Raw genomic sequence first — 461 nt, 5'->3', positions numbered from 1 at the left:
GCCTGCTCGAAGATGCCCAGGTCCCAGGAGAGGGTCTCCATGCGCCGGTGGCGCGACACCGAGAGCACGGCGTACGCGAGGAACAGCGCGGCGGCCAGCAGCCAGGCGTTCCGGTTCGTCCGGAACGCGGCCCCCGGCTCCCGCGGGGCCCGGCGCGGCGCCGGGACGAGCGGTACGGGTGGCGGGGCCGGGGACGCCGGGAGCGTCCCGGCCGCCTTCGGACTCCCGGATATGAACATACGTTCAGGTTGCCATTCCGGCCGGCCGGGTCCGGCCGCGACCCCCTGTTCCGGCCGTGTCCGGAAACCGTCGGGCGGCGCCGGACGGGCGGTCCGCGCCCCGGTGGGGGACGGTGGTTGAGGGGCGGGCGGGCGTAGGGTGGGAACCCCCGGCCCGTTCACGTGTCGGGTCCTTCGCGTTGCCCCGCCCCTTGCCCACGGACGCACTCGTCACCGGACGGA

At 75.9% G+C, this 461-nt stretch carries 1 pseudogene; it reads right to left on the bottom strand.

Annotated features, from left to right (window positions below):
• Nucleotides 1-239 (bottom strand): annotated as a pseudogene (locus G3I71_RS47270) (hypothetical protein); the annotation flags it as partial.
• Between the last annotated feature and the right edge of the window lie 222 nt (nucleotides 240-461).

Origin of the sequence: Streptomyces sp. SID12501, from assembly GCF_010550245.1 — a bacterium.
In the GTDB taxonomy this organism is placed as follows: Bacteria; Actinomycetota; Actinomycetes; order Streptomycetales; family Streptomycetaceae; genus Streptomyces.
Note: the sequence above shows the minus strand (reverse complement) of the source record. Positions and strands in the feature narration are given on the sequence as shown.